At 69.6% G+C, this 24,331-nt stretch carries 24 protein-coding genes; 15 read left to right on the top strand and 9 right to left on the bottom strand.

The genetic code is table 11. From position 1 onward, the window contains the following. Positions 1–13 precede the first annotated feature (13 nt). The gene (locus HUA78_RS40700) at positions 14–577 is read left to right on the top strand and encodes a cytochrome c oxidase subunit 3 (RefSeq protein ID WP_174478659.1); all 564 of its coding nucleotides are present in this window, start codon (positions 14–16) and stop codon (positions 575–577) included. Continuing rightward, on the top strand, positions 574–1,575 hold the full coding sequence (locus HUA78_RS40705) for a cytochrome c (protein WP_217442783.1): 1,002 nt from the start codon (positions 574–576) through the stop codon (positions 1,573–1,575). Before HUA78_RS40700 ends, HUA78_RS40705 begins: the two co-directional genes overlap by 4 nt. On the opposite strand, the gene HUA78_RS40710 is transcribed toward HUA78_RS40705, so the two are convergent. Together HUA78_RS40710 and HUA78_RS40715 are read right to left on the bottom strand one after the other, a co-directional pair. Continuing rightward, complete coding sequence (locus HUA78_RS40710) at positions 1,544–2,344, bottom strand: acyl-CoA desaturase (protein WP_174464271.1); 801 nt, start codon at positions 2,342–2,344, stop codon at positions 1,544–1,546. The genes HUA78_RS40705 and HUA78_RS40710 overlap by 32 nt on opposite strands. Positions 2,345–2,408: 64 nt before the next feature. Next, on the bottom strand, positions 2,409–2,741 hold the full coding sequence (locus HUA78_RS40715) for a hypothetical protein (protein WP_174464272.1): 333 nt from the start codon (positions 2,739–2,741) through the stop codon (positions 2,409–2,411). A gap of 407 nt (positions 2,742–3,148) precedes the next feature. Here HUA78_RS40715 and HUA78_RS40720 point away from each other — a divergent pair, with 407 nt between their 5' ends. From HUA78_RS40720 to HUA78_RS40730, 3 genes are all read left to right on the top strand, one after another. Continuing rightward, positions 3,149–4,801: a HAMP domain-containing sensor histidine kinase gene (locus HUA78_RS40720; RefSeq protein WP_174464273.1), complete on the top strand. Its 1,653-nt coding sequence runs from the start codon at positions 3,149–3,151 to the stop codon at positions 4,799–4,801. Between the two features lie 156 nt (positions 4,802–4,957). Then, positions 4,958–6,391: a hypothetical protein gene (locus HUA78_RS40725; protein WP_174478660.1), complete on the top strand. Its 1,434-nt coding sequence runs from the start codon at positions 4,958–4,960 to the stop codon at positions 6,389–6,391. Positions 6,392–6,523: 132 nt separating this feature from the next. After that, entirely contained in the window at positions 6,524–6,949 is a 426-nt protein-coding gene (locus HUA78_RS40730; protein ID WP_141646645.1) for a nuclear transport factor 2 family protein, read from the top strand. 5 nt (positions 6,950–6,954) lie between these two features. Here HUA78_RS40730 and HUA78_RS40735 read toward each other — a convergent pair whose 3' ends face one another. Then, on the bottom strand, positions 6,955–8,679 hold the full coding sequence (locus tag HUA78_RS40735; RefSeq protein WP_174464274.1) for a GAF domain-containing sensor histidine kinase: 1,725 nt from the start codon (positions 8,677–8,679) through the stop codon (positions 6,955–6,957). 618 nt (positions 8,680–9,297) lie between these two features. Here HUA78_RS40735 and HUA78_RS40740 point away from each other — a divergent pair. The 6 genes from HUA78_RS40740 to HUA78_RS46970 all read left to right on the top strand — a co-directional run bounded on the left by HUA78_RS40740 (position 9,298) and on the right by HUA78_RS46970 (position 14,958). Further along, positions 9,298–9,951, top strand: coding sequence for a hypothetical protein (locus HUA78_RS40740; protein WP_246137581.1), 654 nt, complete (start codon positions 9,298–9,300; stop codon positions 9,949–9,951). 62 nt (positions 9,952–10,013) lie between these two features. Continuing rightward, on the top strand, positions 10,014–10,592 hold the full coding sequence (locus HUA78_RS40745; protein ID WP_174464275.1) for a YceI family protein: 579 nt from the start codon (positions 10,014–10,016) through the stop codon (positions 10,590–10,592). Continuing rightward, a complete protein-coding gene (locus HUA78_RS40750; RefSeq protein ID WP_174478661.1) occupies positions 10,589–11,395 on the top strand; it encodes a Rieske 2Fe-2S domain-containing protein in 807 nt (268 codons plus the stop codon). Before HUA78_RS40745 ends, HUA78_RS40750 begins: the two co-directional genes overlap by 4 nt. 229 nt (positions 11,396–11,624) lie before the next feature. Further along, positions 11,625–12,428 (top strand): hypothetical protein, encoded by an 804-nt coding sequence (locus HUA78_RS40755; protein ID WP_371745784.1) that lies wholly within the window; start codon positions 11,625–11,627, stop codon positions 12,426–12,428. Next, positions 12,425–13,720, top strand: a complete 1,296-nt coding sequence (locus HUA78_RS40760) for a kelch repeat-containing protein (protein WP_371745785.1) — start codon at positions 12,425–12,427, stop codon at positions 13,718–13,720. The genes HUA78_RS40755 and HUA78_RS40760 overlap by 4 nt, the downstream gene beginning before the upstream one ends. Positions 13,721–13,863: 143 nt before the next feature. Then, on the top strand, positions 13,864–14,958 hold the full coding sequence (locus HUA78_RS46970) for a LysR substrate-binding domain-containing protein (RefSeq protein WP_254624170.1): 1,095 nt from the start codon (positions 13,864–13,866) through the stop codon (positions 14,956–14,958). A gap of 15 nt (positions 14,959–14,973) precedes the next feature. Here HUA78_RS46970 and HUA78_RS40775 read toward each other — a convergent pair whose 3' ends face one another. The 4 genes from HUA78_RS40775 to HUA78_RS40790 all read right to left on the bottom strand — a co-directional run bounded on the left by HUA78_RS40775 (position 14,974) and on the right by HUA78_RS40790 (position 18,250). Further along, positions 14,974–16,557: a CBS domain-containing protein gene (locus tag HUA78_RS40775; RefSeq protein ID WP_371745786.1), complete on the bottom strand. Its 1,584-nt coding sequence runs from the start codon at positions 16,555–16,557 to the stop codon at positions 14,974–14,976. 89 nt (positions 16,558–16,646) lie between these two features. Continuing rightward, the gene (locus tag HUA78_RS40780; protein WP_174456191.1) at positions 16,647–16,820 is read right to left on the bottom strand and encodes a hypothetical protein; all 174 of its coding nucleotides are present in this window, start codon (positions 16,818–16,820) and stop codon (positions 16,647–16,649) included. Positions 16,821–17,138: 318 nt separating this feature from the next. Beyond that, positions 17,139–17,822: a hypothetical protein gene (locus HUA78_RS40785; protein WP_141647784.1), complete on the bottom strand. Its 684-nt coding sequence runs from the start codon at positions 17,820–17,822 to the stop codon at positions 17,139–17,141. A gap of 137 nt (positions 17,823–17,959) precedes the next feature. Continuing rightward, the gene (locus HUA78_RS40790) at positions 17,960–18,250 is read right to left on the bottom strand and encodes a hypothetical protein (protein ID WP_174467653.1); all 291 of its coding nucleotides are present in this window, start codon (positions 18,248–18,250) and stop codon (positions 17,960–17,962) included. Positions 18,251–18,386: 136 nt separating this feature from the next. Here HUA78_RS40790 and HUA78_RS40795 point away from each other — a divergent pair, with 136 nt between their 5' ends. Next, positions 18,387–19,340 (top strand): hypothetical protein, encoded by a 954-nt coding sequence (locus tag HUA78_RS40795; protein ID WP_174464282.1) that lies wholly within the window; start codon positions 18,387–18,389, stop codon positions 19,338–19,340. Further along, positions 19,337–20,311 carry a zinc ribbon domain-containing protein gene (locus HUA78_RS40800; protein WP_174467651.1) on the top strand — a complete coding sequence of 325 codons (975 nt, stop codon included), beginning with the start codon at positions 19,337–19,339 and terminating at the stop codon, positions 20,309–20,311. Before HUA78_RS40795 ends, HUA78_RS40800 begins: the two co-directional genes overlap by 4 nt. A 157-nt stretch (positions 20,312–20,468) precedes the next feature. Here the strand turns inward: HUA78_RS40800 and HUA78_RS40805 are convergent, their stop codons facing one another. Then, positions 20,469–21,869: a serine/threonine-protein kinase gene (locus HUA78_RS40805; protein ID WP_174478662.1), complete on the bottom strand. Its 1,401-nt coding sequence runs from the start codon at positions 21,867–21,869 to the stop codon at positions 20,469–20,471. A gap of 142 nt (positions 21,870–22,011) precedes the next feature. Next, entirely contained in the window at positions 22,012–23,190 is a 1,179-nt protein-coding gene (locus tag HUA78_RS40810) for a serine/threonine-protein kinase (RefSeq protein WP_174478663.1), read from the bottom strand. Between the two features lie 231 nt (positions 23,191–23,421). Between HUA78_RS40810 and HUA78_RS40815 the strand changes: the two genes are divergently transcribed. Together HUA78_RS40815 and HUA78_RS40820 are read left to right on the top strand one after the other, a co-directional pair. After that, positions 23,422–23,793: a helix-turn-helix transcriptional regulator gene (locus tag HUA78_RS40815; protein WP_141647789.1), complete on the top strand. Its 372-nt coding sequence runs from the start codon at positions 23,422–23,424 to the stop codon at positions 23,791–23,793. Between the two features lie 81 nt (positions 23,794–23,874). Beyond that, entirely contained in the window at positions 23,875–24,312 is a 438-nt protein-coding gene (locus tag HUA78_RS40820) for a helix-turn-helix domain-containing protein (protein ID WP_174456196.1), read from the top strand. Positions 24,313–24,331 lie beyond the last annotated feature (19 nt).

Below are 24,331 nucleotides of genomic sequence, written 5' to 3' on the forward strand. Positions count from 1 at the left end.
TCAACCTCTCGGCATGACGCCGCTGACTGCCGCGAACGACGCCCGCACGGAGAACGCGAACGCGGAGGGAACCGCGTGGCTCGGCACGGTGCTGGGGCTCGCCGCGTGGACGATGTTCTTCGCCTCGCTCGCCTTCGCGGTGGGCTGGTATCGGATGCGCGAACCGTGGCCCACGCTCCCCGTGTCCCTGTTGGGACTGGGTCTCACGGGGCTCCTGCTGCTCGTGGGGAGCGCCGTGCTCCACCTGGGCCTCCGTCGGCGCGAGTCACCGTGGCCCGCGAGGTGTGCCCTGCTCCTGGGGCTGGGCTTCCTCGCGCTCCAGGCGATGTGGACGCATCAGGCCTGGTGGACCGAGCATGTGCGCATCCCCGAGGGCGGAGTCTCCGCATCCGCGTTCCACGGACTCACGGCGCTGCATGCGCTGCATGTGCTCGTGGTGACTTTCAATCTCTTCCTCGTCTGCTGGCGCCACACGCGCGGCGCGGACGTGCGAGCCTCCTTTCGCCGTCACGTGCTGGGCTGGCACTTCGTGACGGCGATGTGGGTGCTCCTCTTCGTGGCGGTGTACCTCCCATGACTCCTCGCGGAACGTTCCGTGTGAACACCCTTCGCGCCCTGACGGTGTTGTTGCCGCTCGTGCTCACGGGCTGTCGCTCGAAGAGTGCCCCCAGCTTCGAGCCCCTGAAGCTCGCGGACGGCCGAGTCATCCCGGCGGAGACGCTCACTCGCGGGCACTCGGTGTACACGTACTACTGCGCGTCCTGTCACGGAGAACTCGGTGACGGACAAGGGCCCGCGGGGCGTGGGATGAGGCCCGTGCCTCGCAGCTTCCGGCAGGGCCTCTTCAAGTTCGGCGGCGTCGCGGTTGGCGAGCTGCCCACGGACGATGCGCTGAAGCGCACGCTGCGTCGCGGCCTGCACGGCACGCCGATGTTCGCGTGGGACGTGCCCGACGCGGACCTGGACGCGGTGCTGCAATACGTGAAGACCTTCAGCCCGCGCTGGAAGGAAGAAGTCCCCGGCAAGCCCCTGGCCGTGTCGACCGACCCGTGGCGGGGCCGAGACGCGGAGGCCATCGAGCGAGGCCGGGTCGCCTACCACGTCTCGGGCGCGGGGAACGCGGGCTGCTCGAGCTGCCATGTCGCGTACCTTCCCCGCTCGGAGCTGGCCGCGCTGCTGAAGAAGGCGCTGGGCCGCGACGTGGACCTGTCCAGGATGGACCCCTACACCGCCCTGGCCAGGGAGTCGGACCACCCGGTGGCGGTGGACGCGAAGGGCGAGCCCACGAAGACGGAGAAGGTGCTGCCTCCAGACTTCCTCTTCCAGCCGCTGCGCACGGTGTGGCCGGTGGGAGACACGGTGGACGGCTCCACGTACACGGCCGAGCGCCAGCGCGAGGACCTCTACCGCGTCATCTCCTCGGGCGTGGGGGGTGCGGCGATGCCCACGTGGAAGGGCGCCATCCCCGAGGAGAACCTGTGGGCGCTCGCGTACTACGTGCAGACGCTCGTCGTGCTGCGCGACACGGACGCGGCCGATGAGCTCAAGACCCGACTGCGAAGCTCGGCTCAGTGAGTCGTTCCCGAAGGTGCACGGGCGTCACGTGTGCATCCTCCGTGGGGACGCGAGCGAGCCGGATGAGCTTCAGTCGGGACAACAGCCGCATCACCTGCCATGTGGGGTCCAGCTCGAAGCGTCGCGCGGCGAAGTCAGGGCTCGCGGGCCGGGCATGGTGGTTGTTCTGGAACAGCTCGCCCATGCACACCACGTCCATGGGCAGCGTGTTGCGTGACGCGTCCCGGCTCGCGAAGTTGCGATAGCCGTAGCGGTGTCCGCACCAGTTGACGATGGCGCCGTGCACCGGCCCCATCACGAAGTGCGCGGGCAGGAGCGCCCAGTGCCACCGTCGCGTGGCGAAGCGCCGATAGAACAGCGTGTAGAGCGCGCCGAAGCCCAGTCGCGCGGGCCAGCTGTTGAAGACCTTCTCGAGCGCGGGCCACTCGGGATAGCCCCCGAGGAAGCGAGCCTCCGGCTGGATGCGCCCGGTGAGCAGGCCCGCGTAGCGCTGGGCCGTCCGGAACATCATCCGCAGCGGATTCTTCTGGTGCGCGGGCGAGTGGGGGTCCTTCTCGGTGTCCGCGTAGGCGTGGTGCTCGCGGTGGAGGATGGCGTAGGCGCGCGGGTCCAGGTAGCTGGAGCCCTGCACCAGCGCGGTGCAGAGGTGGAGGGCGCGCTCGGTGCGAGGCCGCATCGTGTACATGCGATGCGCGGCGTAGCGGTGCTGGAAGAGGCTCTGGAAGAGCACGCTCAGCGTCCAGTGTGACGCGAAGAATAGGTAGACCATGCAGGGTCAACCTCGGGTCGTGTCACTCCCCTGTCAGACCTGTCCCGAAACAGACATTGAGGGTTCATTCCCGCGCGAAGTCGGGTGGCTGGACAGTGGCTCGGTTGGCGCCACCCTCATTCGTCCATACGTCCTGGTCCGGCAGGTGGTAACGCCAGTGGGAGCGCGTGCTCGCGGGAGTCGAGCGTGACGTCATCTTCGCATCGCCAAAATCCAGCAGACGCAACAGATTCTCCTGAGGACTGATGCAGTAGGAGAACCACAGCCCGCCGAGCAGCAGGTGGTGGTGTCCTGCGTTCAGTCCTCCGATGTCGCTCCGGGTCGGTCCGCCGTCGTTGGAGTCGTGTGTCATCGGAGCCTGCTCCGCGAGGGTGACCAGATGCAGGGCGACAGTCATGCGGACCTCGTTCGGCAGCCGCCAGTACGCAGGATGGAGGTGGGCGGGAATATCGACGGTGTACGAGCGCATGGCGGGACCTCGGCGGCCCACCGCGCGCTTCGCGGGGAAGGTCAGCTTGAAGGGATGGGGATGGACATGTTGAAGGTAGGCATTGAAGAGGCAAGGTGCGCGCTCCGCTCGTCCTGGAGTCGTGGGGCTCGCTCGTGGAGCAGGGCACACGGCCTCTCACCGTGCGCTCGTCTCGAGGTACGTCGAGCAAGACTCGGGGATGCTCACACCGGTAGGCAGGAAGCCGACGGCCCGCCTTCCTCCCCACTCACTCCCCCAAGGCGAGCCAGCGGGCACATCTCCTGGGAGATGAGAGGTGGTGTGGCATGCATGCTTCGAAACGACGGGGACTCATCATGAGGCGCGTCGCGGATATCATTCGCGAGCACCAGGACGACATCGTCCGCCTGTGGACCGCGAAGGCGACCCGTGCCGCTTCCGCCCGTGGGCTGGATGAGCCCGAGCTCAAGAACATCATGCCGACCTACCTGGCCTCGCTTTCCAGCGGCGAGCCGTTGGGCTCCCCCACCGCGACCCGACGAAAACACGTGGAGAGCCACGTGGCCGCGCGGCTTCGCCAGGGGTTCCACGTGGCGGAGGTCGTCGAGGAGTTCGCGCTCCTGGGGCGGTGCATCTCCATGATGTGGGCCACGGCTCCGCGAGAAGAGCGGCCGGATGTCGCGGAAGTCGAGCAGCTCTTCAGCGAGCTGCATGGCGCCTCGGCGGCCGTCATCGAACTCTTCAGCGAGCACCTGCAGGACGACGAGCAGACGGAGAAGCGCTACCTGCGGCTCATCCAGAAGGTGGCCAGCGAGGCGCTCGAGGTGGAGGCGGCCTCGTTGCGAGAGCGCCTGACGGAAGTCCTCGAGCTGGTGATGGAGGCCCTGGGTGCCCAGGGTGCGCTGCTGCTCCTGAACGAGACGGAGCAACGCAAACTCATCATGGTGGCCTCCGCGGGAGTCGCGAAGGAGGCCCTGGCGAGATACGTCCCCGCGCTGGAAGCCATGCCTCTCGCCGCGCAGGTCTCCGAGTCGGTGGACGACCCGGGCCTCTCCCCGGAGGACGCCGAGGCCACCACGCTCGAGGTGAACGAAGACCTTCGTCGGAGCGATGTCCAGGCGCTGCTCGGGCTTCGGCTGGCCACGCATCATGCCCTGATAGGCGTCATGTGCGTCGGCATCTCGACGGCTCGCGACTTCACGGCCCGGGAGCGACGACGGCTCGAGTCGCTGGGAGAGCAACTGACGGTCCACCTGGACAACGCGAAGCTCTACTCGGACCTGCGCGCGAAGGTGGCGGCGCTCCAGTCCGAGCGTGAGCTGCGAGAGCGCTTCGTCTCCGTCCTGGCTCACGACCTGCGGGGGCCGCTGTCCGCGGCGAGGGTCGGCGCACAGCTCATCCTCCGGCGCCCGGAGATGCTGGATGAGCGGCGGGAGCTGGCCCGGCGCATCGACCAGAACATCGCGCGCACGGACCGGATGGTGACGGACCTGCTCGACGCGAACCGCATCCGAGCGGGCCAGCGCATCGCGCTCCAGCTTTCGCCTTGCGACCTGGATGGCATCGCTCGCGAGGTCATCGAGGAGCTGAGCACCGCTCATGGCGAGCGCTTCCTGCTCGAGGCGACGGAGCAGGTCCGGGGCAACTGGAACGCGGACGAGCTGCGCCGCGCCCTCTGGAACCTGGCCACCAACGCGGTGAAGTATGGCGCGTCCGACGCACCCGTCACCCTCACCGTCTCGAGGACCGAGCAGGGCGCGCGCGCGTCCGTCCACAACGTGGGCCGGATGATTCCTCGCGCCGAACAGGAGCAGCTCTTCAAGCCCTTCTCGCGGTCGCGCTCCGCGCAAGCGGGGCTCGCGAAAGGTTGGGGGCTGGGGCTGACCCTGGTGTGGGGCTGTGCCCAGGCCCACGGCGGCAAGGTCATCGTGGAGAGCGAGGATGCCGCCGGGACGACCTTCTCCCTGGAGCTGCCGCCGGACTCGGCGCCCTACCAACCCCGGGCGTGACGCGGGCGGACGGCTCGCAAGGGCACGTCCGCCTCGGGAGATTCCGCGTCCGCGACTCGCGATGCCCCGTGCTGGAGTACGCGTCCGCGCGTCTCGGAGCACGGGGTTGGTGTGTCGGATGCAGTGGGGCCGGCGGTTCCTTCCGGAGAGAACCCCATGTCCCGAATCGACGCCTCAGGCGGCACGTCCCTTCCCCTCGACACCCTCGCCGACGCGGTCCCCACGCCGTCACTCCCACGCACGCCGACCGCGCAAGCTCGCAACGAGGTGAGCGCCTACGATGGCCCCTCCGGTCGAGCGTCCCCCCGAGGCGCGGAGCCGTCGCCTGGAGTCGCGGGCCCGACGGTGTCGGCCGGAGCGCTGGCGGCCCTGGGCGGAAGGCTGCGCGCCCCCAGCGCGGAGGTCCCCTCGGACGTCTCGTCGGAACTCCAGGCGCGGCTGACGCGCGGCCTCGGGGACTGGGCCGTCAGCGACACCGACGTGAAGACGGTGCACACGTTGCTCGGACAGCTCCCGCCCGCGGCGTACCGGGCGACGCTGGACTGGATGGAGCGTGAGGGGCTCCTGAAGACGTTCCTCACGGAGCAGGACCCCGGCGCCCGCGAGTCCTTCCTGAAGCAGGCCGAGGCGAAGGGGGTCCTCCAGCGACTCGCGGGAGAGCCCGCGTCGGGGCCCCTGGGCTACCCGGGCAAGCCGGAGTTCCTCCGCAATGACGCCGCGTTGCCGGAGTCCCTCAGGCACGCCGTGAGCGAGCACGCCGTCGCGGCGGGGAGGGCGTTCCACGCGGCCCACGCGGCGTACCTGGGGCGCTACGCGCAGGCGGTGGAGGACGCGCCGGGCCTGCCCGAGCTGCGCAAGCTCGGGGCGCCTCGGGACGCGCGACTGCCCGACTCGGTGCTGGGCCTGGACCGGAGGGACCCCGAGAGGGAGGCGTATGCGAAGCAGTGGCGGCTGGCGGTGGGCGCGCCGACCTCCACCAACTGGGTCTATCAGGCCATCAATGCCCGCCAGCGAGCGCTCCTCGGAGAGCGCACGGGCGGCACCCTCGCGCTGAAGGGCAAGGCGGAGCTGACCCAGGGCAACCTCAAGCTGGGGGGCGAGGCGCAGGTCGACTCGCGCGGCAAGGTGGACCTGAAGGGCTTGAGCGGGGTGGAGCTGAAGGGCGGGCCGGTGGGCCTGAAGGTCACGCAGGACACGAAGGGCGGATTCCAGTCGGAGATGAAGCTCGATTTGGGGCTCGTCAAGGTGAGCCAGGTCTCGGACGGAGAGCTGAAGGTCTCGCTCGGCGTGGGCAAGCTCGCCGGGAGCTACACGACGCTCAACCTGAAGGAAGCGCGGTTCGGAGGGGGTGTCTTCGCCCAGGTGGAGGAGGCGGGGAACAAGGCGGAAGTGCGGCTGGGCTTCGACATGAAGGGGCTGACGGCCCAGCGCGCGAAGGAGGCCGTGGACCGCCAGCACGTGGGCCTCTTCGACGAGCCTCCAGAGCTGGGACGGGGCCAGTCCTGGGACGCGCTGCCGGAGTCGAAGCGCGAGCGCTATGTCCGTAACGGCTGGAACCGCGAGGAGTGGACGCGTGCCCAGGGCGCGTGAGCGGCAGGTGCGGCCGGCCACCCCGGCGCCCGCCCGCCGGGCAAGGGAGGAGGCTGGAAGCAGGGCACCTCGGACGCCGCATGCGCACCCTTTTTTGCGGAAGTCCCCCATTCAATTCGAGTGAGGCAGCGGATGGCGACGGAGCGAGCGGAGCGGTTCGTGGAGGCACTGTCGAGACTGGAGGAGAGCGGCGACCTGGAGGGCCTCATCGAGCTCTTCAGCGACGATGCGCGCGTGAGCAACGTGGCCTCGTCGCGGGTCTTCTCCGGCAAGGAGGGCGCGCGTCAGTTCTGGCGCGAGTACAAGGGCACGCTGCGCCAGGTGAAGTCCACCTTCCGCAACATGATTGAGGCCGGCGACAGGGTGGCGCTCGAATGGGAGTCCCAGGGCACCGCGCACAACGGCGCGGCCGTGGCCTACGAGGGCGTCTCCATCCTCGAATGGGACGGAGAGCACATCCGCCGCTTCTACGCGTACTACGACCCGCACGCCCTGGGCACGGAGCTGGCGCACGGAACCGCGCGACGCTCGGAGGTCCCCGCCACCACGCCGGCATGACTCCGTCAGGCTGACTCGGGCGTCCGGGGCAGCTCCACCGTGACGGTGGTGCCCAGCCCCGGCGAGCTCTCCAGGTGGATGTGCCCGCCATGGGCCTCCACCACCTGCCGGGAGAACCACAGCCCCAGGCCGAAGCCGCCGTAGTGCCGCAGCGGCACCGCGCGGCCGAAGCGCTGGAAGAGGTGCGCGAGCTGCTCGGCCGGAATGCCGATGCCCCTGTCCCGCACCACCAGCCGCGCCAGGTCTCCGGGGATGCAGGACACCTCCACCTCCACGGGCCGCCCCAGGCCGTACTTCAGGGCGTTGGACAGCAGGTGCGTCACCATTCCATCCACGCGGGAGTGGTCCCACCGCCCGGGGACGGCGTTGGAGGCGTGCAGGAAGAGGGAGGCACCCGCCCGCTCGCGCTCCTCGGTGAAGCGCGCCATCACCTCGCGGCACACGTCCACCAGGTCCACCGGCTCTGGCGTGAGGTGCAGGCGGCCCTCGGACAGGTGGGCCACCTCCAGCAGCTCGCGCACCAGCCGCCCCAGCCGGTCCACCTGCTGCACGGCCGACGTGGTGCGTTCGCGCACGTCCCCGTCCGAGGACATCCGCCGCAGTCGCGAGAGCTGGAGCTTGAGGGCCGTCAGCGGCGTGTTCAGCTCGTGGCTGGCGATGGCGAGGAACTCGTCGCGCAACTGCAGCGCCTGCTGCGTCTGGTGGAAGAGGTGCGCGTTCTGCACGGCGGCGCTGGCGCGGCGGGCCAGCTCCACCGCGAGCGCCAGGTCCTCCTCGGTGTGGTGGCGGCCGGACAGACAGTGGCCCAGGGTCAGCGCGCCCAGCACGCCCTCGGGCGTCTCCAGGGGCACGGACAGCCAGGAGGTGGGGGAGAGGGCGCGCAGCAGGGACAGCTGCTCGGGGCCGCACGCGGTGGCCTCCACCCAGGCCGCGTCGATGTCGGGGTGGAAGGCGGGAAGGCCGCTGGCGAGCGCGCAGATGGGCGTGCCCGGGCGCTCGGGCGGGTGCCAGCGGCTGGCGGCGAGCAGGCCCGCGCACTCCGGCGTGGCGGCGTGGAAGGTGCGGCGCACCTCGTGGTCCGGCCCGAGCACGTCGATGATGCAGAAGTCGCCCAGCGTCGGCACCAGTCCCAGGGCCACGCCGCGCAGGGTGTGGCCCAGGTCCAACGAGGTGGCGAGCACCGCGGTGGCGTGCTGGAGCAGCCCCACGCGCTCCACCTGACCGCGCTCGGCCGCGAGCAGCCGGGCCCGCTCCAGGGCCATGGTGGCCTGCTGCGCCAGCATGTCGATGAAGGCGCGCTCCTCCGTGTCGAAGTCGTGCGCGCGTCCCCAGATGAAGGCCAGACAGCCCACCGTCCTGTCCCTGGAGAAGAGCGGGAGGCAGGCGATGGACACGTCACCACTCTCGGGGCGGGCGGCCTCGGCGGCCTCCGGGAAGCGCACGGCCATGGAGGTCAGGTCCGTTATCCACAGCGGGGCCCGGTCTCGCACGGCCACGGCCACCGGGACGTGGGGGGCGCCCACGGGGACGTGGGTGAAGGCGGCCTCCACCGCGGGGGGGCAGCGCACGCTGTGGACCATCTCCAGGGACGTGCCCGCCGCGTTCAATAGATACAACCCCCCGGTCTGCGCCTCCAGGGTGCGCACGGCCTCCACGACGACGGCGCGGGCGACGTCCTCGGGGGTGAGGGCGGCGGAGAGGGCCAGCGTGAGGGACTGGAGGCTGCGCATGCGCGCGCGCGCGAGTTCGGCGCTGGCACGGGCCCGGCGGCTTTCTGCCAGCAAATCCCCCCCCGGACCCTGTCCTTCGTCGGGTGGTGGCAAGCGGAGGCTGATGGACGAATGCTTCTCCATGCGCGCTGCCCGACGGCGCAGGTGACGCCGCGAGCTCCATGCACTGAAACGCATCCCAGGCCGGATTTCCGGCCCCGGCGGGATGAGTGTCCTGCGGCAGTCAGTCCTCCGCGCGGCCAGTGAACACACCAGCCGCCGGCTTCCGACCCCGAGCCCGGAGGAAGGTGGCTGTCGGACAGACGGCCCCGCCCCTCAAGCGGCTTCCGCTACGCGGAGTGTGGCGCTACCGTCCCGCCTGGACCTTGGAGTCACTCCTCCGAGGTCATCACTGGCACGGAGGTTTCGTTCGGGTCTCCCAAGCAGGCTGTCTCCGGTCGCCTCCGCCTTCTGGCATCGCGTCCACGAAACCCCTGGCCGGTCCCTGTTGCGGCGACTTTGCAATCGGTTCCGGGTTCTTCGTGAGTCACGTCGGCATGATGGAAGCAGGACGCCCGGCACACCCTGAAGCCCCGTCCGCCTCGGCCACCTGCCACGCGCCCTCACGGATACCCACTGATGAACCGTTTCGCCGCCGTCCTCGTCATCCTGTCCTTGTTGTCCACCACCACCGCTCGCGCCCAACAGAAGTCGCCGCCACCCAAGGACGCACCCAAGACGGAAGCGCCCGCCGAACAGCAGCCCGCGGCGGAGGACCCTTCGCTGGACTTCGACCTGCTGGAGCCTGACGAGCTGGCGGGCGCGGCCAAGGTGGACCCGGAGCTGCAAGCGCGCCTCGACCGCCGCCGCACCATGCTCAAGCTGCACCAGGGGCTGGGGTTCGCGCTGGCCGCGGGGCTCGTCACCACGACGGTGCTTGGCCAGCTCCAGTTCAACGACTCGTTCCGCGGTGGCGGTGATGACCGCAACCTGCTGGGTCTGCACCGCGGCTTCGCCGTGGGCACCTCCGTCGTCTTCGCCTCCGTGGGCCTCTTGGGCCTGTTGGCCCCCAAGCCCCTGGAGAAGGAGGAGTTCCAGTGGGACACCATCACCTTCCACAAAATCTTCATGTCCATCGCGACGGCGGCGATGGTGGCGCAAATCATCCTCGGCATCATGGCGACGGACCGGTATGGGCGGCTGTCGGAGACGGACCTCGCCACCGCGCACCAGGTCGTTGGCTTCACCACCCTGGGCGCGGTGTCGGCCGGTATCTTCACGCTGTTCTTCTGAATCTTTTCGCCCGCGTGCCGTTGGGCATCGGGTGGGCTGACATTGATTTTCTGGAGATGGACATGACTGTTCGACGACTGGCGCTGCTCACCACCCTGCTTGTCTCCCTGCCTGCCCTGGCCCAGGGCACGGCGAAGGCGTATGCGCTGAAGAAGGACGCCAGCACCCTCACGTACCGACTCAATCACCCGGCGCACAAGGTCGTCGGCACGGCGAAGCCCATCGCCGGCAAGGCGAACCTGAAAGCGGACGGCACGCTGCAGGTGATGGTGGTCGCCAACGTGAAGGACTTCGACTCGGAGAACCAGAACCGCGACATCCACATGCAGGAAGTGACGGAGGTGGCCAAGTACCCCACCGTCGAGTTCAAGGGCGCGGCCACGGGGGTGACGGTGCCCACGACGTTCCCGACGAAGGTGCCGGTGACGCTCAAGGGGCAGCTCGACTTCCACGGGGTGAAGCAGAAGGTGGAGGTGCCGGTGACGGTGCTGTTCAAGTCGGCCACGGAGGTGACGACGGATGGCTCGTTCACCGTCAGCCTGGAGTCCTACAAGATTGAGCGTCCCTCGCTGCTGATGGTGAAGGTGGACGACGAGCTCGTGCTGGAGCCCAAGCTGGTGTTCGAGGTGGAGAGCAAGTGAGCACGTCGCGAAGAGGTTTCTTGAAGGGCATCCTCGGCACGGGCGCGGCGGGTGCGGCGGCGACGGCGCTGCCGGGCTGCGCGCCGGACATCGACCCCGCGCCGGTGACGGACGTGTCGGCCAGTGACGCGGGCACGGTGGACCTGTTGGTGTCGCGCTATCCGGACCTGGAGCGCGTGGGCGGGGCCATCACCGTGCGAGTGGCGGGCGAGGACACGCCGCTGCTCGTGACGCACGCGGCGCGGGACGACTACTCCGTGTTGTCGTCGCTCTGCACGCACGCGGCCTGCCCGCTGGGGTTCGACGGCCGGGAGGTCGTCTGCCCGTGCCATTTGTCGAAGTTCAATCCGGCGGATGGCTCGGTGACGCAGCGGCCGGCCACGGTGGGGCTGCGCAAGTTCGCCTCGAAGTACAACGCGGGGACGCAGGTGCTGAGCATCGACCTGCGCGCCGGCGAAGATGGCTTCCCGTCGGCGGTGGGCGGCGAGGTGCGCCTGCCTTTCGCCGAGTTCCCCACCCTGCGGGACAACGGCAGCGTGGTGGAGGGTGTCCCGGGCGGCTACGGCAAGCGCATCTTCGTCTTCCGGCTGGCGGACGGCTCGCTGTCCGCGGTGGACGGGCTGTGTACGCACCAGGCCTGTGAGGTGACCTCGCGGCCGGCGGAGCAGGACCTCATCTGCTTCTGCCACAACTCCATCTTCACGGCGAAGGGCGAGGTGACACAGGGCCCCGCGGTGCTGCCGTTGAAGAAGTTCACCGTGACGGAGACGCCAGACGCGGTGGTGGTGACGGGCGTGCAGTGACGCTCGGTGGGCGACCTTCTCTCTGTCGGTGAGAGGGTTTGCACCGGAGGGCCTCGCGGGTTTCCACGAGTGTGGGGACTCACGAGGCCCTTGACGTTTTCGCTCGCGCCGAGAGCGAGTGGGGCCTCTTGTACCCCATGGACAAATCGAGCATGGATCTCCCGGGAAAATGGAATCCATGCCGACCAACCGGTTTTGTCCGAGGCTGTCCTGGCGAAGTGGGGCCTGGGTGTGGGGCTTGTGGCTCGGGCTTCTGGTGTTGCCATTGCGTGCGCGGGCGGAGATCTCCCCCGACGTGCGGCGCTACCTGCTGTCCATCAACCGGCTCATCGAGGACCTGGCGTATGAGCGGGCGCTGGAGCAGATCGCTCGCGCGAAGAAGGTGTCGAAGGGCCCCGAGGACGACGTGGCGGTGTCTCTCTATGAGGGAGTCACGTTGGCGGAGCTGAGTCAGGGGCGGCAGGAGGAGTCGGACGCGGCCTTTCAGGCGGCCCTCTTCCTGAATCCAGACGCGAAGCTGCCGCTGACGGTGTCGCCGAAGCTGCGCAAGCGCTTCGAGGCGGTGCGGCAGAAGGTGTTGAAGGAGCTGGCGTCGCGCGGTGAGCGCCCGGACGCGTTGAAGATGGACGTCCCTGCGTCCCCGCAGCCGGTGGTGCGCGCTCCCGTGGGGTCTCCCGCACCGGTGGCGGAGGTGGCCACGGAGGGCTCCTCGCTGCGAGAGCGGGCGTGGATGCCTGCCGTCGTGGGTGGGGTGTTGGCGGTGGGGGGCGGGGTGATGTGGTTCCTGGCGTCGAAGGAGCAGGGGAAGCTGGATGAGCCGTCCGAGGACATCCGTACGGAGAAGGATGCGCGCGCGGTGGCTTCGCGGACGCGGTCGCTGCAGTCGGTGGGCGTGGGGCTGTGGGTGGGTGGGGCGGTGGGCCTGGGCGTGGCGACGGGGATGTACCTGCTGGGGGCACCGGAGCCGGGCCCGCTGGCGCTGACGGTGGGGACGGATGGCACGTCCGCCTTCGTTACCGGGAGGTGGCCGTGAGGTCGCTGATGCGCATCATGATGGCGGCGCTGGTGGCGGCGGGGTTGCTTGGCATCGCGTCGTGCATCGACGTGGATGGCGCGACGAACAAGTGGTGCCGGGAGAACCCGGGGATCTGCGACGACGACGCGGGCGATGCCGGTGACGCGGGTGACGCGGGTGATGCCGGTGACGCGGGTGATGCCGGTGACGCGGGCGATGCAGGTGACGCGGGTGATGCTGGTGACGCAGGCGATGCTGGAGGCCCCAGGCCGACGGGCTGGTCGTCTCTTCAGTCCCTCCCGGTGTCTCGCTCCGGTCATACCGCGACGCTGCTGGAAGGTGGCGGTGTGTTGGTGGTGGGTGGGCGCGTGGCAGCTGACTCGACCACCGACACGGCGGGGCTGTATGAGCCGTCCACCGGCGCATGGACTGTGGTGGGCCCTCTGACGACGCCTCGCATGGACCACACCGCGACCCTGCTTTCGGATGACAGGGTCTTGGTGGTGGGTGGAAGCCAAGCCCCTGGTAACGATTTGGCCAGTGCCGAAATCTACGATCCGAGCACCAAGACCTGGTCGTCCGCGGGGACGATACCCACGGGCAAACGCTCGGCGCATGCCGCTGTCTTGCTGCCCTCGGGCCAGGTCCTGGTGGTCGGAGGGGGAGAGAACGCGGGTGGCGGACTGCTCACCACGGCGCTCTACACCCCGACGGCCGGCGCAGCGGGAACCTGGGTGGATGCGGGGACGCTGGCGGTCGGCCGTAACACGCTGACCGTGAGCCTGGTGAATGGGGTCGCTCTGGCGGTCGGCGGCTACAACAATGTCGGGGCCGAGAATTCCACCGAGACCTACCTCCCGGATGGAGGATGGCAGCCCATCCAGCGGTCGGTACTGGGCGTCGGACGACAGGGACACACGGCGACCTTGCTGACGTCAGGAAAGCTGTTGGTCGCTGGCTCCAAGGTCGGCAACACCGCGGTGCTCTTCGACCCAACTCAGAGCACGTGGTCCAGCGCGAGCAGCATGTCGGTGCCACGCTTTGGCCACACGGCCACCCCCCTGGCGGGGGACAAGGTGTTGGTCGCCGGGGGATTTTCCAACGCGCCCGAGACCGCGGCTCACGGCACGGCGGAGTTGTTCATCCTGGACAGTCCGGCGGGACGCTGGACACAGGCCGGAAGCATGTCGACCTCTCGGGTGGGCCATACCGCCACGCGCTTGGGCACGGGAGAGGTGCTGGTGATTGGCGGCACGGACGTCGAGGGCGGTGGAAATCTGCTCAACACCGTCCAGCTCTACACCCCGTGAGGTCCCACCGGGCCCGCCGCCACCATCGCGGCGGGCCTGCCGGTACGAGGATGGTCATCCCCATCCCCGAGCGCTCTCTCCGAAGCCATCCGTGGACCGGGCGGGCGAGCTCGCGCCACGCGGTGCCTCGGACGCCGTGAGACTTGCGGGGCCTGCCGTGCATCCGGTTCGCGAGCGGCCAGTACTCCCGCTGGGAGTTCGAGCGGGACGCTGAGGAGGTGCTCGTCGAGGCGGACGGGCGGTTGTCGCTGAATGACCAGGGATTGATGGTGGACGCGGCGCTGGCGGGCGTGGGGCTCGCGGATGTCTTTGAGGCGCGGGTGACGTCGCTCCTGGAACAGGGGCGACGAGTGCGAGTGCTGGAGGATGGGTGTCCCTCCTACGCGGGGTTCTTCTTGTACTCCCCGAGTCGGCGTCAGCTGCATCGACTTCCTCCGGGCGCCGGCTTGAGCATGGGCGCGGGCGTGACTGAAGATGGAGGGATGTCGAGCGACTTCAAGCGGCTTCTGGACAAGGCCTGGGCGTGGTTGGGTCCGCTGCCCGAAGAGGAGTTGCCGCCGTGGTCAGAGAGCATTGTCCGCCAGGTGGACATGAAGGGATCGATGTCGAGCGACTTCAAGCGGGGACAGTCGGAGCTCTTCACGGGGTTGCTGCCTCGCCCCGAGGGGGCGCCGTGGACGAAGTACACGACGGTGCCGGTGAACCTGAACGGCGTGCTGCCGACCGACTTCAAGCTGCGTCTGGCGGAGACCATCGCGTGGTGCCTGCCTCGTGCCGAGGCGGCTCGGGCAGGGGACACGACGCGCACTGCGGAGCTGATGCCGCCGGTCTGCGGCCATGATGGAGACACCTTTCTGGACCTGGTGCTCAAGACTCCGGATGTCCCCAGGGAGGCGGTGGGCTTCATCACCGAGAGACGTCGTGAGGCACTGGCGCGGATGAACATGCCGCTGCCTCCGCTCGGAGATCTTGCCGGTGGATGGGTGTTCGCGACCGACTTCAGCACCGACATCTGTGGCGCCGCGACGGCACCCTCGAATGGCTTCCTGGACGACTACGACGTTCCCGGTTGGGACACGTGGTTCGCGCACCAGGAAACAGGAGAGATGGGCGGCATCATCTACGGCTGGGTGCCGCCTGCCTTGCTCACGTTGGCTGAGAAGGGGTTCTACGTCATTCCCGTCACGAGCGCGTGGTGGCTCAGGGATGAGGACCTGCGTCGCCTCATGTCGTCATGACGAGGCGAGCGGAGGTCAGCGCAGTCGGGACCAGAAGGAGCGACGCGAGGAGATGCGCTCCAGTGCGCGCTGAAGCGCTTCGTCGGCGTCGGCGTGTTTCGCGATGTCACCCATGGTGACGATGCCGATGAGGCGGTCATCGCGTTCGACGACGGGGACACGGCGAATCTGTTCGCGGGCCATGATGTCGACGAGGGTGTGAAGCGTCTCGTCGGGTGTGGCGGCCGGGACGTCATCGGTCATCACATCCGAGGCGCGCAGTTGCTCGGGGGGTTGTCCACCCGAGAAGGCCTGGATGGCGATGTCCCTGTCGGTGACGATGCCTTCGAGTCGGCCGTGCTCGTTGACGATGGGGATGACGCCACAGTCCTCTTCCTTCATCAGCCGAGCGACCTCGCGCAGCGAGCTGTCACGTCGCGCGGTGCGCACGTTGCGAGTCATCACCTCGCGAGCGGTCAACGGCTCGCGTTGCCACCTCCTCCGCTCGGTCTCGGCCAGAGGCGACGCTCGGAAGTCCTGGCTGCGGTCCTCGCGAATGTGGTCGGCGGCGCGCGTGCGCTCTTCACGCTGTCGCTCGTCCTGACGCGAACGCTCATCGGACGGAGCCCTCCGTGGACGGGCCTCGAAGTTGAACTCCTCACCCGGCGAGACTTCCCTCCGCGAGCGCACCTCGGGAGCGACAGGCTCCTCGCGTGATGGAGTGCTTCCGCGCGAACGAGCATCGAAGCTGAACTCCTCGCCCGGCGAGACTTCCCTCCGCGAGCGAACCTCGGGAGCGGCAGTCTCCTCGCGCGACGGAGTGCTCCTGCGCGAGCGAGCCTCGAAGCGGAAATCCTGGTCCGGTGTCACATCCCTCGACGAATAGTCCTCGGGCGGGCTGAGCTCCCGCTGCGTTCGCGGCTCCCTTCGCGAGCGGTCCTCGAAGCCACCGCGCTCCCGACGTGCCTGTTCCTCCCTCCACGCGCGGTCCTCGCCGCTCTCCACCAGCGGCTCCCTACCCGAGCGCTCGCTCAACTCTCCGCGGGAGCGCGCTTCACGCCGGGCCCGGTCCTCATCATCCCACGCCTGGCCGCCGTACCCGGTGCGGTCCCATGCGCGGTACTCCGCGGGCTGGGGCGCCAGCTCCCGGTCGTGTTCCCCCATCAGCGGCCGTGGCCCGATGCCCGTGGCATAGCGGTCGTCGCGGTCATCGCGCCCGTACGGCCCACCCCGCACCCCTCCACTCGCCCAGGCCGCGCCGCCCCGGTCCTCCACATCGGTCCGAGGCTGCGCCATGCGCTGCGAGGCGCCCCGGTAGAAGCGTCCCTCGCGCACGGAGGGCGACTCGTCCCGCGCCGGGTTCCAGCCCGACACATCCGACTCGCCCCGCTCCCGCGAGCCAGGAGGCGCCGCATCGGCTGCCCGAACCGGCTCCGTCCCCAGTCCAGGCCGAGAAGGCCCCAGCGTCTCACCCTTGCCGTTGTCCAAGCTTCGATGCGCCATGCCGCGAAGGCTGGAGATGCCCCCGGTCCCCACCAACCAACCCAGGTGCCCCAAGGGCGAGGACTGTTCGCTCCCTGGCAGCCCCGCCGCCGCGAGCGCCCACGAGCGAACATCCACCCCGCCTCGAACCCGACACCCCGCAACGAAAAACGCGTGCCCTCGGATGAGGACACGCGCCGGTACAGCGACACGAAGGGCGACCGCTCTCAGCAGCAGGGGTCGTTCTTCTCCTCGCAACAGGCCTGCGTGGTGGAGACCTGGGGCGCCGTGCTCTGCGTCTCGGTGGAGGAGGTGGACGTCGCCGCTCCATCGCCTCCGTGGATGCGAGCGAGGTCCTTCACGAACAGCTCCTTCAGGGTCTTCACCTTGTGGCTCTTCATGATGCATCTCCCGTCGAGGTGTGAAGCCGGCCGCCGAAACCGGCCGGCGACGTCAGCCTAGGTCTCGCCACGGAGCGCGGGAAGTGTCTCGTGTTTCACGCTGCACCGTGTCTCAGCGCCCACGCGGAGACACTGAAATGTTCCAGCTCACCAGCGCATGACACAGCGCGACGCGCTCGCATTGTCACACCGGAAGGCGCCTTGCGTCATCGCTCGTCGGCCCTCCCGGGCTCCGGACGAGCACTCGCCCCAGCCCCTCGGGCCCGCGCGCGTCCTGAAAGTCAGACGGCCCGGAGCATGTCTGTCTTCACGACGGCGTCAGTGGACCGCCCAGCGCTCGGCGATCTCCTCACAGGCGAGCACCACGTCCGTGAGCCGGCGGATGTGCGCTCGAGGCGCGGTGAAGATGGTGCCCGCGAACACATCCACCACCTGCACCATGCGGTGGTCCGACGGACCCAGTTGGCACAGGTGCTGCTCCGCGAAGCGCTGCAACATCGTCCCGATGTACTGCCCCGAGCGCTCATCCAGCGGGTGGTGCTTGGAGAAGTAGAGCTTCATCAACCCCACGCGCGGGTTGCCGTGGCGGTCCATGCGCTGGAGGATGACCTCGGGGCGCACGCTGATGGTGACGCCCGCCATCTCCAGGACAGGCGGCTCGGCGCCCACGGCGCTGACGATGGTGTCCTCCAGACCGAGCCACGGCACCACGTCCGCGAAGCGCTCCAGCGCCTCGGAACAGAGGTGAAGCCGCTGCGCCTCGAACTCCGACTGCGGCACGCTGCACGCGAAGCGGCGCTGGTGGTCGCGGAGGATGGCGGGGTCCAAATCACGACAGAGGAAGTCGGTAATCGCGTGAGACGCCTCGGGATAGCGCAGGTACTGCTGCTCGGGTGGATGCTTCTGGTCGTAGATGATGCGCTTGCGACGAGCGGGGGTCGCGATGAGGTACTCACCCAGCTTGTTCACGGACACACGCGGCAGCTCACGGACTTCCGCCATGGAGTTCCTCCCCCTGGATGCTGGCGAATGAGCACACAGTACAGAGGGGGGCTGACATTCCGTTGCTGGCGTGAGTGATTGAAAACAGGGGCCTCACCGCGCACGTAGGGCCGTCGCGGTGAGGGCTGGCCCAGACGTCAGTCCTTCTCTTCCTCCAGGCTGCCGGGGAAGGCGGTCCAGTAGAGGTCGGGGAGCGGGTTGGTGCCGGCGTCGCTGCGAGGGCCGTCACCGTCCGGGATGTCGTCGAGGATGGCGCCCGGGGTCCTCTCGGTCGGGTCCATGGGTTGGGCGCGCCGGTCCTTGTCCGGAGTGTCGCGGTCAGGCGCCGAGTCCTCCCCTGGCGCGTCCTGGTGGCGGGGCCCGGTGGGGCGCCCGTAGTAGTCCTCGGCGGGTTGGGGAGCGGGCTGTCGTCGCTTGTCCTGCGCCATGGTGGAATCCTCCGCCTGGATACGGTCGTGACGGGGAATGCGTACCGCAACCCGGCTATCGTTCCGGGCCGGAGTCCGGGGGGCAGGCGAGCAGGCGCGAGGAGCGCGCTCCCCTTGAAGGAAGAGGAGGGTGCCGATGCCCGAGAGGCGTGACGAGCCGACCGCGACGTTGACGGAGCCTCGGCTCCACCTGGGGTGCCAGTCCTGTGGGGCCCTGTTGGTGTTGGAGCCGTCGCTGCGCACCACGCGGTGTCCCTACTGCGCGGCGCCGTCCGTGGTGGAGCGGCCGCCGCGGCCCGGGGTGCCGGAGCCCGCCTTCGCGCTTGGCTTCGCGCTGACGCACGCGGCGGCGCGGGAGAAGGTGTCCCGGTGGTTGCGCTCGCGCAGTCGCTTCACCCGCAACGGCATCCGGAGCGCGGAGCCGGGGGACGTGCATGGCCTCTACGTGCCCGCGTTCCTCTACAGCGCGCTGGCGAAGTCGAGCTTCCAGGCGACCATCGGCGAGCACTACCAGGAGCGGGAGAGCTACACGACGACGGAGAACGGGAAGACGGTGACGCGCACGCGCACGGTGACGCGCACGGAGTGGCGGCCCTTGCAGGGTGAGCTGGAGGGCTACGTGGCGGACGTGCTCGTCACTGCGTCGAATGGCTTGCGCAACGAGGAGCTGGAGGCGCTGGAGCCCTTCGACTTTCGCGCGCTGGCCCGCTACACGCCGGCGCTCGTGTCCGGGTGGGTGGCGGAGGAGCCCTCGCTGACGAGGGACGCTTGTCTGGAGGGCGCGCGCCAGGAGGTGGGCGAGCTGATGTTGAACAGGCTCGGGGCGCTGATGCCGGGGGACACGCACCGGGATGTGAGCCACGACACGCGGTTGGATTGGGAGTCGCTGGACGTGTGTCTGTTGCCCGTCTGGGTGTTGCCCGTGCGCTACGCGGAAGGGGAGGAGCCCCTGCGAGTGCTCGTGAACGGGCAGACGGGGGAGGTGCATGGGAAGGCGCCTCTCTCGACGTGGAAGGTATTGGCCGCGGTGCTGGTGGGAATCCTGCTGGTGTTGGGGGTCGTGCTGTACGTGGGGGGAGGCGTCGGATGAGCGAGGCCGCGAGGGTGGCAGCGTGTGAGCGATGCGCGTGCGAGCTGGAGGCGGAGGACCTGCGCTGTCCCATCTGTGGACTGGCGACGCCGCCTCCGGAGCGAGCGGTGGCGACGCGCGAGCGGGCGCGGGTGGTGCGCTGCGAGAGCTGTGGGGCCGCGGTGGAGTACTCCGTGGAGGCGCGGGCGCCACGGTGTGCCTACTGCGGCGCGGTGACGCATGTGGAGATGACGGTGGACCCGGTGGACCAGGCGCAGGGGTGGTTGCCCTTCACCGTGGACCCGAAGGCCGCGAGTGAGGCGCTGGGGCGCTTCCTGGGGCACAAGGCGTTCTTCCGGCCGTCGGGCCTGGCGAAGGAGGCGTCGCTGGAGTCGATGCGTCCGCTGTGGTGGCCGGCGTGGGTGTTCCAGGCGGGTGTGGCGGTGAGCTGGACGGCGGACTCGGACGCGGGGGCGCGGCGCTCGGATTGGGCGCCGCATGCGGGACGCACGCGCCTGGATTTCACCAACATCCTGGTGCCGGCGTCGCGAGGGCTGAAGGTGAGCGAGTGCGACACGCTGACGCCGCGCTATCGGTTCGAGCTGGCGGAGAACGAGGGGCGCGGGCCGGAGGAGGCCAGTGTCGAGCGCTTCGAGGCGACGCGCTCGGGAGCGCGGAAGACGGTGCTGGCGGCGGTGGAGCGGCTCGCGAGGGAGCATGTCCAGGAGAGCGGAGACATCCCCGGGAGCCGCTTCCGGAATGTCCATGTGGCGGTGGCGCTCTCCAGTCTGCGCACCACGCGGTGGGCGCTGCCTGTGTATGTGCTGGCCTATCGCTATCGCGGCAATCCGTACCGGGTGCTGGTGCACGGACAGGATGCGGAGCTCGTGTTCGGAGAGACGCCCATCTCCAAATGGCGCGTGCTGGGTGTCGTAGTGGCGTTCCTCGCCTTCATGGCGGCGCTGCTGTTCTTCACGGGAGGGCTGTCTTAGCGGGTGAACGGGCTGGACCACGGAGGTCCAGCCGATAGGTCACCTGCGGAGTGGAGCGCGAGGGCTCACTGCTCGGAAGAGTCGTCGTCGCGCGAGGCATCGTCGGAAGTGCCCGCGCGCGAGTGCGCACTGCTCAGAAGTGTCGTCGCGCGAGGGCTCACTGCTCGGAACTGTCGTCGTCGCGCGAGGCATCGTCGGAACTGTCGTCATCGCGAGAGGCGAGGTCCGAGCTGCCTTCCTCGTGCGAAGAGTCATCGGTCATGTCGTCCGTGCGGGAGTCCCGCCGCCCGTCCGCCTCCTCCGCGAACGAGCGAGTCACGCCCCGAAGCCCCGGCACGCCGAACACCCGCGCCGCCTCCTCCGCCAGCGCTCCAGCGGCATCGACCTCCTCGGGCCCGGAGGGCGGCACCGAAGCCGCCACACCCGGCTCCAGTGACACGGACGCCTCCTCCGCCGTCAGGTCCTCCGGATGCAGGCCGCCCTCGAGCAGCTCCGCCTGATTGCGCCGGCTCGTCGCCTCCATCGCCACGCGGGCCACCTCCTCGGCCGTCGCGTGCCGCCCCTGCCCCGGCGCATGGATGCTCAGCCACCCACGCAGCACCCCGCCCATCTCATCCGCCGTCTGGAACCGCTCCGCAGGCTCCCTGCGCAGCGCGCGCAGCACCACCGCCGCCAGTCCCTCCGGCACATCCTCCACGAGCCGCGCCACCTGCTCCGGCTCCAGGCTCTGCATCCGCGCGGCCACTTCCTCCACCGGCATCCACGTGGGGCCCTGCGCCTCCAATTCGAGCCCCTCGGGCAGCGGCGGGGGCGCCGTGTCCTCCACCGCCAGCGGGTGCCGCCCCGTGAGCAGCTCCAGCAACACCAACCCCAGCGAGAAGATGTCCGAGCGCGCATCCACCGGCGCCCGCACCAGGGCCTCCGGTGACGCATACGCGATGTCGCCCTTCACCAGCGGGCGGCTCGTCTCCTCGCGTCCCTCCAGTCGCGACGCGGCCACGGTGAAGTTCGTCAGCTTCACATCCCCATGGGTCCCCACGCGGATGTTGCGCGGGCTCACATCGCGATGGACGATGCCCAGCGGCCGGTTCCAGTCATCCACCGCGCCATGCGCGTGGTGGAGCGCGTCCGCCACCTCCGCCACCACGAACGCGGCCAGCGGCGCCGACACCGGCCTGCGCCGCATCGCCGTCAGGTTCAGCAGCGTGTCCAGCGAGCGCCCCTCCACGTACTCCATGACGACGTGGGGCGCCCCCCGGTACAGCTTCATCTGGTGCACCTGCGCGATGTTGGGGTGCTTGAAGCGGAACGTCAGGCTCACCTCCTCCACCAGCCGGCGCCGCTCCACGAAGGTGGCCGGGCTGCGCAGCCGCTTCACCACCACGAGCCCGCTCTGCCCGCCCCGGTAGCGACGGCGGGCCAGCATCAACAGCTCTCCGGTGGAGCGGACCTCCAGCTTGCGGACGAACTCGAACACCGTGCCGCCCACGTTGAACAGCACCCGGGGCCGGCGCGGTCCTCCGGGAAGATCCTCCGTCGTCGTGTCGGGCGTCGTCATGGCCTGCCTTTGAACCTGGGAAGTGGTGGGACTGCTACAGGATGCCTGAGGTAACACGAAAGGCAACCCAAGTGGAATGTCAGAGGTTGACTGACAGTCGATAGACCTCTGGAGTTGGATGCCAAAGAGGCGGGGGAGCGCCTCAGTCGTCCCGCTTGCGCCAGGGCCGCAGCGCGCCGCTCAGGACGTGCATCCGCCTGCGCAGCCAGGACCGCCAGGGGACGGACGTCGGGGCCGCGGGCTCCGTGGGAGGTGTGCCCGGAGGACCCGAGTCCGAGCCCGCCCCCGGCCTGTCCTCCCGGCGCATCCACTGGCGAAACTCCCGCGCCTCCTCGTCTCCGTCGAAGAGCGCCTCGTCCTCCTCGGTGACGGCCTCGTGGGGAGGGCGGGGCGGAAACAGCGGCTCGTCCCAGGAGCTGTCCGCCTGCTCCAGCGCCGCGCTCAGCGCCCCACACAGCTCCGCGCCCGTGGGGTAGCGGCCCGCGCCGTACTTGCTCAACAGGCGCAGCACGATGGCATCCAGCACCGGAGGGACGCGCGGGTTGAGGCCGGAGGGCGGCTTGAGTTCGGCGGACTCGATGCTGGCCAGCAGCGCGGAGGGCGGCAGGTGGGCGCGGTAGGGGAAGACGCCCGTCAGCACCTCATGGAAGACCAGGCCCAGGGAGTACAGGTCATCGGTGGGCACGAAGCGATAGCGCGAGCCCGGGATGCGAGGCCCCAGCCAGAAGCGCAGCGCCTCCGGGCTGCGATAGCTGGGCGTGCCCGGAGGCAGCCGGTCCTCCGTCAGCGACGGCGCGCACGCATGGTCCCCCGAGCCGAAGTCCACCAGCACCGGCTGACCATCCGAGGCGCGGACGATGATGTTGCTGCCCTTGAGGTCTCGGTGGACGACGCCCGCGCGGTGGATGGCGTCCAGCGTGAGGGCCAGCGAGGCGAACACCTCCGTGGCCCGGCGCGGCGTGGCCTGGGGGCTGGACGCCCACCGCGACAGGGTGGGGCCCTCCACGTAGTCCATGATGAGGTAGAGGTAGCCGCGGTGCAGGTCCGGCCACCGCAGGTAGCCGAGCAGCTCCACCACGTTGGGATGGTCCAGGTGCATCAGCAGCCGGGCCTCTCGCTGGGTGCGCGCGTCCACCCGGGCCTCGTCGTTCTCGGAGGGGCCCTCCAGCGCGAACTTCAGCGCCACCGTGCCGCGCGTCTGGGTTTCCGCCAGGAAGATGGCCCCATAACCGCCGGTGGCCAGCCTCCGGATGATGCGCAGGGCGCCCAGCTCTTCAAAGGGCTGCAGCAGCAACGGGTGCGTCGATTCGAGGTCGCTCATCGCCCCGTCCTCCCCTGGCTGGACCGACCCGCGTGAGGTGCGCGGAGCGAAGGACCTTCAAGGTTGAGCTCCAGACGGTGGATTCGAAACGGGAGGTGCATGTGTGGCCTATGGATTGGACCTTGGAGGTCATTAGCACGGCGGACGCCTTTTCGGGTAGTCTCCTGCCGTGTGGGGTAGGGTTCAGGACAGGTGACGTGGTAGGGAGACTCGAAGAGAGGCGCGAGGACGATGAACCAGGAACTGGCCATCACCGTGGGCGCGGCGGCGAGGGCGGCGCGGGCCCGGCTGGGGCTCACCCAGGCGGACGTGGCCGAACGGGTGGGCATCGCGATGGAGGTCTACAGCCGCATGGAGCGGGGGCGGGTGCTGCCCAGCGTCACCACGCTGCGGCGGTTGTGTCTGGTATTGCGCATGGACGCGAACGCGCTGCTGGGATTGGCGGAGGGCCTGCCGGTGGCGCCCGGCCCCTCCGTGGCGACGCGCTCCGAGGACCCGCCCGCCCTGCGTCGGCTGGTGAGGGCGCTGCGCGCGTTGGGGCCGGACGAACTCCGGGCCGTGGTCCAGCTCGTCCACGGCGCGCTGGGGTTGCTGCGCCGCTGAGCCCCGAGCGGGAAGGTGCTTCCGCGCCGGGGGGACGGGAAACTTGCGCCAGGGAGCGGCCGTGCGACGCTCCCGGCCATCATGCGTGAGCCCGTCGACCACAAGCTCGCGGCCATCCTGGGAGGAGCGGCTCGCGTCGCCCGCCTGCGATTGGGCCTGACCCAGAGCGACGTGGCCGAGCGCGTGGGCATGGCCATGGAGGTCTACAGTCGGCTGGAGCGGGGGCGAATGTTGCCCCGTACCCAAACGCTCAAGCGGCTGTGTGACGTCCTCCAGGTCTCCTCGGATACGCTGCTGGGTGTGGGACGGGGCGGTGCCTCGCTCACGCCGGTGGCCTCCCGGAAGCCTGAGCGGGAAGACCCACTGGAGCTGCGCCGGATGACTCGCAAGCTGCGGGAGCTGGAGCCGTCCCAGCTCCGGGCGGTGTCGCGCGTGGTCAACGCCGTCGTCGCGGTGATGCCGCCCGTGGCGCCGGCGAAGCCCGTGCGCGCGGTGCGCCGTCGCAAGGCCACCGGCTAGGCAGCCCGCGGCGCGGGGC

The sequence above is a fragment of the Myxococcus sp. CA033 genome (assembly GCF_013336625.1).
Classification (GTDB): domain Bacteria; phylum Myxococcota; class Myxococcia; order Myxococcales; family Myxococcaceae; genus Myxococcus; species Myxococcus llanfairpwllgwyngyllgogerychwyrndrobwllllantysiliogogogochensis.